This window comes from Cryobacterium glaciale, assembly GCF_004402535.1.
GTDB classification, from domain to species: Bacteria; Actinomycetota; Actinomycetes; order Actinomycetales; family Microbacteriaceae; genus Cryobacterium; species Cryobacterium glaciale.
In genome coordinates this window covers 1-6644 of record NZ_SOEY01000011.1, presented here as the reverse complement: position 1 = coordinate 6644, position 6644 = coordinate 1, and the positions used below count along the sequence as shown (strand labels likewise).

Sequence of the window (6644 nt, the reverse complement as noted above, 5' to 3'; positions counted from 1 at the left end):
TCGAGCTGCCACATTTCCATCGGATGCGACCGGGCGAACCTCAGCCAGGCACCGCGGGGGCGCTTACGGGGATTGGTTTTCGTCAGGCCCGCCTCGGCGAGAATTCGCCTGCGCCACAAGGGCGGGCGGTCGGCTTCGACAAGGAATCCTACAAACGCCGCAACGTCGTTGAACGCTCTTTCAACACCTTCAAGCAGTGGCGCGCCGTTGCCACCCGCTACGACAAACTCGCCCTCACCTACCGTGGCGGCGCCGTCCTCCGCGCCATCACCATGTGGCTCAAGGAGTTAGGAGACACGCCCTAGGAGGCTGCTGAATAACATGGGTTCTGCCGGCCCGGTGAGTCTTTAGAGTGTTTTTTTGCTCCGGTGTGGGGCGTTGTGGGGTCGGCTGAGCGGCTGGCAGCGGGATCGGGATGTGGGGCTGCGCCCGCTCGAAAGGGCCGTAGTTGGCGGCTGTGCGGCGTTGGCCGCTGCGTTGAGGTGGTGGTCGTGCTCGGGGTTGTTATCCAAGGGCCCACACCCCTTTTTCGCTGGTCAATCCCAGGTTGAGGAGCCGTTTGAGGTTGATAGCAGCTGCCCTGTTCGACCACCACGCGTTGTTCTTCACGACGCCTCGGTAGGGCACTCTGCGCGCTCCTCGGGTCATCCAGGCCAGGGACCGTTCGACCATGGGCCGGTGTTGCTTATAGACGCGTTGAAACTCGGGATCTTGAGCTCGAACGCGGTGTTCACGTCTGAGCCGGTCGTGCGGGTGAATAACAAGTTTTCGGCCGGTCTGAGCTGTGGTGCACTGAACCATGAGCGGGCAGCTCTGGCAGGACCGACCGAAACTGACTCGGCCTTTGGGGCTGATCGGCCGAACGTTGCTCGCCGGGCACGTCACCGTCTGCGCTTCGTCGTTGATGGTGAAGTCATCAACGGTGAAGCCGCCAGGAACAGCCCGGCCCAACGGCATCGGCTTGATAATCGGGGTGTGACCGGCCGTCGTGATTTGGTTGAGGAGTTCCCCGCTGCCATAAGCCGAATCACCCAAAGCATCGATTTTCTGAGCGCCGATGCTGGTGTCGGCGGCGATCAATTCGGCTCCCCGCGCCGCATCACTGTTCTCCGGGCCGGATGCTTTCGTGAGCAGAGCGGCGGTCACCAGGCCCGTGTCGGGCTCGATGGCGACGTGGCTTTTGAACCCGTCAACCTTCTTCTGCCGGCTCTTATGCGCGTGGCGAGCATCAGGATCGACGGTGGAAATCACCCGGTCATACGCGACCTTGCGGGCGATTTTCCACCGGCCGTCAGTCCCGTCGGACCCGTCCGCCGGTTCCACGTCTTGGCCAGCGACCAAGGCGAGGAGTGCGACGGTTTCCTGCTGCTTCTTAGTCAAAATGTGGATGTTGATGCTGGACAGCAGGGCGAGAGCATCGGTGACCAACCGGGAGACGAGCTCGTCGCGAGCGTCACGGTCATCCCACGCGATATCGGGCTTGCCGGGCTGGGCATAATCATGACCGGTCAATCCGGCCACGGTCAGGTCGGCGCCGGGGATCTCTCGGCCGACGCGGCGGATCTGCGCGATCAGCTGGGTGACGGTGTCCTGGCGGGCAACGGCGTCCTCCAGAATCGTCGAGTCCAACGCTCGGCGTTTCCGTTCCGTCAACGCTCCCGATTGGGCGATGACCTCGGTCACGGCTTCGAAAATGCGGTGGGGTCGGTCGCTGGCCGCCAGGCGTTTGCGCCAGTAGACGAGCACGGTCGGGTGGAACGAGACCTCGGTCAACGCGAATCCGCACGCGGCTTTCCAACGCAGGTCGTACGTCAATGCTTCGGCCGCTTCGCGGTCGGAGAGGTTGTGCAGGGTCTGCAGCACCATCACCGATGGCGATCACATCCGCTGGCGTTGACGGGCGACCGTTTTGCGAGGCGAACAAGTCCGCGAAGGCATCGTCGGGAAACAGTTCCCGACGATGCACCGCGAGGAACGCAAACACCGACCCGGGCGGCAGCAAGTGCCCCGCTACGGCATCGACATCGTAAATCTCACGCTGACCATCATCACGACCCTGCATCACCCCAGTCTTAACGACCCAGGGCCAACCCGCCGCAGGCGCGCCTTAAAAAAGCAGAACCCACACCCAAAGTTGTTCAGCAGTCTCCTAGGCGGAACCGCGTGCCGGTGCGCTGGTTGCGAGGGATCCGATCAGGCCTTCTTCAATGGGGAGGACGTCGCCACTGAAGATACTGTCGCTTGTCGATGTGAGGACGAGGCCGTGAGCCGGTCGCCCGTCTGTGGTTTCATCCGCGATCCGCAGTTGAGTATTCAGATTCAGGGGGTGACGCCCCACCTCTTCATCTGCCCGTTCGAGGTCAAGGTGGTCGCCCGACGCGGCGGCCTCGAGGCCGTCATAGCCCAACTCGCTAGCCAGGCGGGCGACCTCTTCGAACGGGCAGGTCGGCCCATTGTGTCCTGTGAAGAGGGTGACCGGATGCGTCGACTCGCGCCGCTCACGGGAGTTCCTGCTTCAGGAAGGCGAGGCCGTCGCGCGCCAGCGAATCCATCGAAGGGGCCACGGGTCGCCACAGCGACACCGCGCGTGCGATCTCTTTGACCGTCGGCAGGAATGATTCGATGACGATGGTTCCGGTGTAGCCGATATCATCGAGCGCCTGCCAGGTCTCACCCCAGGCCACATTGCCGGTACCGGGCGTGCCGCGGTCGTTCTCTGAGACCTGGAAGTGGAAGACCTTCGATCCCGCTGCCCGGATCGCGTCGCCGATGTGCTTCTCTTCGATATTCATGTGGAACGTGTCGAGCATGAAGCCCACGTTGTCACGATTAATGAGGTTGAACAATTGCAGCCCCTGCTCGACCGTATTGACCACGTCGGTCTCAAAGCGGTTGAGCGGCTCGATAGCCAGCGACACCCCTTTGTCAGCGGCGTAGTCGGCGACCTCGCGTAGGCTGTCGGCAGCCCACTGGCGTTGTTCGGCGCGGCCTTCCGGCGAGAGCATCCGCGTCTTGCCCGTTGCCGAGTACATCGGGCCGGCGACGTGGGGCGAGCCGACGGCCTCGGCGATGTCGACGCACAGCATGAGATAGTCGATGCCGGCCTGTCGCATTGCCGGGTCCTCGTGGGAGACGTCGCGGTTGGGGCCGAAGGCTCCGCAGACAGAAATCGGCAGGCCCGTGCGTTCCTGCTCCGTGAGCAAGAACGCGGTGCTCAGTTGGGCCGGGTCTTCGATGCATACCTCGATGAGGTCGAAGCCCATTTCTCTTGTGTAGTCGAACTGGCTACCGTCTTGGTTGGTGAACGGTGACGCCAGCACGAACGAACTGATGCCGAAGTCGTATTTGCTCATTTGCCCGCCACCGATTTTTCAGCCGCGCGCATGGTCGTGATCGCGAGCTCGGTGTATTGGTCGAGGAACTGGAGGTGGCCGTTGCGGGCGATCATGGCGAAAGGGTCGGCCGATGCCGGCAGCAGTTCGAACGTGACGAAACCGCTGTATTCGATGTCTTTCAATGCCCGCACCGTCGGTACGAAGTCGGTGTGACCCGTGCCTGGCGCAGCGCGGTTGCTGTCGGCGATGTGCACGTGGTTCAGGTATGAACCCGCCTCACGGAACGCGCCGTCGATGGTTACCTCTTCGATGTTCATGTGGAACATGTCGCCGTGCACCCCGGCGTTCGTCAGGCCGGTGTCTTTGACGAGGCGCACGGCCTTGTCGAGTTTGTTGAGAAAGTAGGTCTCGTAGCGGTTCCAGCACTCGAGGGTGATCTCCACGCCGACGGATGCGGCGTACTCACCGATCTCGCGTACATTTTCGACTGCCCACGCCCATTCCTGTTCGTCGCTGGCGAGTGCGGCGGTCTTTCCGACCGGCGATGGGCCGACGATAATGGTGGGCGCGCCGACTGAGGCTGCAAAGTCGGCCATCGATTTGCCATAGTCAATTCCTTTCTGCCTGGTCGCGGCATCTGGATGCACGAGGTCACGATCACCGAACCAAATGCTGCAGATCGAGCTCACGCTGATGCCGGTATCGGAGACGAGTTGGTTGATGAGTTTTTCGTCTTGGCCACGCTCGCCGATCAGTTCGATGGCGTCGTAGCCGTATCGGGAGAGGCGGTCGAAGCTGGTGGCGACGGGCTCTTGGCTGTAGACGATGGCGTTGTAGGAATACTTGAACTGTGACATCGGTGTCGTTCTTTCCGTGAATGTGCGGGGTGAAATGGCCGCGCGCGAGCGCTTCCCTGGGTGAATGGACGCTGTGGCGGTTGGAGGGCGAGGCGCGTGCGGGTTAGCTGACGCTCGCGATCGTCGTACGGGTGCCGGTCGCTGCGGCACGGGTGATCGCTTCGGCGACCCGCGCTGCCGCGGCACCGTCACTGAACGTCGCCGCGTGCGGAGCGATGTCACCGTCGTTCACGACTGCGTCGAGGAAGTGTGCCAGCATGTTGATGTGGGAATGCTCCCAGCCGAGAACGTGACCGCTCGGCCACCAGGCTTTGGTGAGCGGGTGGTTCTCTTCGCAGACGATTACGTCGGCGAAACCGTCGAGGGGGCCACCCGTTCGGCGGTAGACCCTCAGCAGGTTGAGGTGCTCGAGATCCCAAGTCAGGCTGCCTTTCGAGCCGTTGATCTCCCAGCCGAGCATGTTCTTGCGGCCCGGAGCGACAAGCGTTGCGGCGATCGTGACCGGGGCGCCGCTTTGGAGTTGGGCGAGAGCGCTCATCGTGTCGATTGGCTCCCCGCGCTCTGCGGTAGTGACCGGGTTGGTCAGCAGGGCCGAGACCGAGTCGATCTCGCCAACGAGGTAGCGCGCCTGGTCGACCGCGTGGCAGCCGATGATGGATAGGGCGCCGGCCCAGCTGCCCAGTTCAGCCGTGGGATCGGTGCGCCAATCTTGTGCGTACCGGAACGTGGCGCTATAGATCTCGCCCAGATCGCCGTTCGTGATCATGTCATGCGCGAGACGGACCGCTGGAACGAATCGGTAGTTGAAGCAGGTGAGGCTCTTCACGCCGGCGGCAGCGGCCGCCCGTTCGAGTTCGACCGCTTCGGCCACCGTGAGGGCCAGCGGCTTCTCGCAGATGGCGTGCTTGCCGGCCTTGACCGCCGCCAGAGTCGGTTCGAAGTGGGTCTGGTCGGGCCCGACGTTGTCGAACACGGTGATCTCCGGGTCGTTCACGAGGTCACGCCAGTCCGTCGTGTAATTTGCCCAGCCGTATCGGGTGGCTGCTTCGCTGACCTTGACCTCCGACCGCCCCGCGATGGCCCGCAAATCGACCTGTGGGCCATCGGGCCAGAACATGTAGGGCAGGGTCTTGAGGGCGTTGCTGTGGGCTTTGCCCATGAAGCCGTAGCCAAGCATCCCGACCGATATGGCGGGGCGGCCATCCGGTGCTGCAGGGGTCAGGCTCATGCGGTTGGCCCGTTCTGTTCGGCGTCGAGTTGGGCGACGATCGATTTCAGGTACCTGATGCCCTGGGTGACGTTGGCCTCTTCGGTGGCCTCATCCCAGGGCGACGCGATCAGGTCGAGTTCAACGGCGAGCGAGCCGTCGAAGCCGGCTTCGACGAGCACGCGGGCGATGCTGAGAAAGTCGATGAGTCCTTCGCCGACCGGGCACGACGGCCAGAACAAGAATCGCTCCGACGGCGACCCACCCCACGCCGTCGTGATGTCTTTGGTGTGCGTCGCGATCGTGTATGGGGCGAGGTTTTTCGCGGCCTCGACTGGATTCTCGAACAGCCGAAGCGAGTTGCCGGTGTCGAAGTTGACGCGCAGGTTCTCAGAATCGATGGTCTGGATGATCTCGAGAATCTCGAGCGAGGTGAAATCGATGTGGTTCTCGAGTGCCAACGTGACGCCGTTGTCTTCCGCTGCGCGCACGGCGTCACGCAGCATCGTGATCGATGCCTTCACCTGCGGGTCGTGCGGCTCGTCGACGTAGAGCATGCTCGACGCCACGATGCGCATGGTGGTCGCGCCGACGTTCTTCGCGCGGGGTATGTGGTTGATCAGGTCTGCGAGTGCTTCTGTGTCCTGCCCGCGGTGCAGGCCGTCAGGATGTCCCCAGCCAATCACCCGGCGAAGATTCGCTTCGTCGAGCTTGTCCTTCAGCGCGGCGCAGTAGTTGTCGTCGAACGCCGGATAAAAGAGGGTTTCGAGGGCGACTTCATCTACATCCAGTGAAACAGCGAACGGTACGAAATCGTCTTTCATGTCCCAGCGCTTGCCCGGATCCGCCTGTTGCGGATACACCTCGCCGAAATAACGGTGAAAGCTGTAACTGTCAATTCCTACAAGCACGAGGTACTCCTATAGCCGTAAAAGTAACCGTTCGCCATCATCGTCGAACAGCGGTTGTAGTGAAATTACCTTGTGGGGCGTTGTAGCGCAAGCGGCGGCCCGAAATTGGGAGGTTTTGACGGATCTGGCACCGTTGCAACTAGTACTTCAACCAAAAGAATGTAGTCCAACTACAGTTATGACCATTCCCTCCGTTGGCCGAATACTCATTACTCCACGGTCGCTCTGAACCGTCCCTGATTTCCTGCCGCTTTCTTTCTGGTGAAAGGATTCGGTTATGCCCAAGAAACACCCAACAGAGGTTCGTGATCGAGCGGTCCGTATGACGCTTGAT

4 protein-coding genes and 3 pseudogenes are annotated in these 6644 nt (G+C 62.0%); 1 reads left to right on the top strand and 6 read right to left on the bottom strand.

What is annotated here, in order from left to right; all coding sequences use genetic code 11:
* Positions 1 to 305 (top strand): annotated as a pseudogene (locus E3O06_RS18385) (hypothetical protein); the annotation flags it as partial.
* A 199-nt stretch (positions 306 to 504) separates the two neighbouring features.
* Here the strand turns inward: E3O06_RS18385 and E3O06_RS06935 are convergent.
* From E3O06_RS06935 to E3O06_RS06910, 6 genes and pseudogenes are all read right to left on the bottom strand, one after another.
* Positions 505 to 2062 (bottom strand): annotated as a pseudogene (locus E3O06_RS06935) (IS1182 family transposase).
* A gap of 276 nt (positions 2063 to 2338) precedes the next feature.
* Positions 2339 to 2491: pseudogene (locus E3O06_RS17960) on the bottom strand (sugar phosphate isomerase/epimerase); the annotation flags it as partial.
* Between the two features lie 7 nt (positions 2492 to 2498).
* Positions 2499 to 3353, bottom strand: a complete 855-nt coding sequence (locus E3O06_RS06925) for a sugar phosphate isomerase/epimerase family protein (protein ID WP_134502258.1) — start codon at positions 3351 to 3353, stop codon at positions 2499 to 2501.
* Positions 3350 to 4192, bottom strand: a complete 843-nt coding sequence (locus E3O06_RS06920) for a sugar phosphate isomerase/epimerase family protein (RefSeq protein WP_134502257.1) — start codon at positions 4190 to 4192, stop codon at positions 3350 to 3352. The genes E3O06_RS06925 and E3O06_RS06920 overlap by 4 nt, the downstream gene beginning before the upstream one ends.
* 103 nt (positions 4193 to 4295) lie before the next feature.
* On the bottom strand, positions 4296 to 5420 hold the full coding sequence (locus tag E3O06_RS06915; RefSeq protein WP_134502256.1) for a Gfo/Idh/MocA family protein: 1125 nt from the start codon (positions 5418 to 5420) through the stop codon (positions 4296 to 4298).
* Positions 5417 to 6310 (bottom strand): sugar phosphate isomerase/epimerase family protein, encoded by an 894-nt coding sequence (locus tag E3O06_RS06910; protein WP_134502255.1) that lies wholly within the window; start codon positions 6308 to 6310, stop codon positions 5417 to 5419. Before E3O06_RS06910 ends, E3O06_RS06915 begins: the two co-directional genes overlap by 4 nt.
* Positions 6311 to 6644: the final 334 nt, after the last annotated feature.

Bases quoted from the DNA above. Each gene is read 5' to 3' on its own strand.
- E3O06_RS06920 (WP_134502257.1), bottom strand. From the start codon at position 4,192: ATGTCACAGTTCAAGTATTCCTACAACGCCATCGTCTACAGCCAAGAG.
- E3O06_RS06925 (WP_134502258.1), bottom strand. From the start codon at position 3,353: ATGAGCAAATACGACTTCGGCATCAGTTCGTTCGTGCTGGCGTCACCG.
- E3O06_RS06915 (WP_134502256.1), bottom strand. From the start codon at position 5,420: ATGAGCCTGACCCCTGCAGCACCGGATGGCCGCCCCGCCATATCGGTC.